General features: G+C 68.7%; 1 pseudogene. It reads left to right on the top strand.

Features of this window, described 5'->3' with window-relative positions:
• Positions 1-281 (top strand): annotated as a pseudogene (locus G3I71_RS49570) (hypothetical protein); the annotation flags it as partial.
• Positions 282-393: the final 112 nt, after the last annotated feature.

Here is a 393-nt window from a genome sequence, read left to right as displayed (position 1 = left end):
GCCTGGCCCACGGCCACCAGTACCGACCCGAGAAGGCCGGCGACTGGTGGCGCGGGCAGACCTTCGGCCGCCAGCCCGTCGCCGACGCCCAGATCCTCATCACCGGGCACTACCACCACTTCCGTGCCCAGCAGCTCGGGAACGGGCGTCTCCACATCCAGGCGCCGACGTTGGACAACGGTTCCGACTGGTACACGATGCGCAGCGGCGAGGTCTCCACCGCCGGCCTCCTCGTGTTCAGCGTCGGTCCGGACGGCTGGGACGACCTGCGGATCCTGTGACCGCGACGTAAGCGTCGGCGGGTGCGCACGGTCCTGGGCATGACACGACCGAAGCGGTGGCTACTCACCCAGAACTCCGACATGCGCCGACAGGGCATCTACAACTGGTCGA

The organism is Streptomyces sp. SID12501 (assembly GCF_010550245.1).
Lineage (GTDB): Bacteria > Actinomycetota > Actinomycetes > Streptomycetales > Streptomycetaceae > Streptomyces.
The sequence above is the reverse complement of the archived record's forward strand: the minus strand, read 5'-3'. Positions and strand labels throughout refer to the sequence as shown.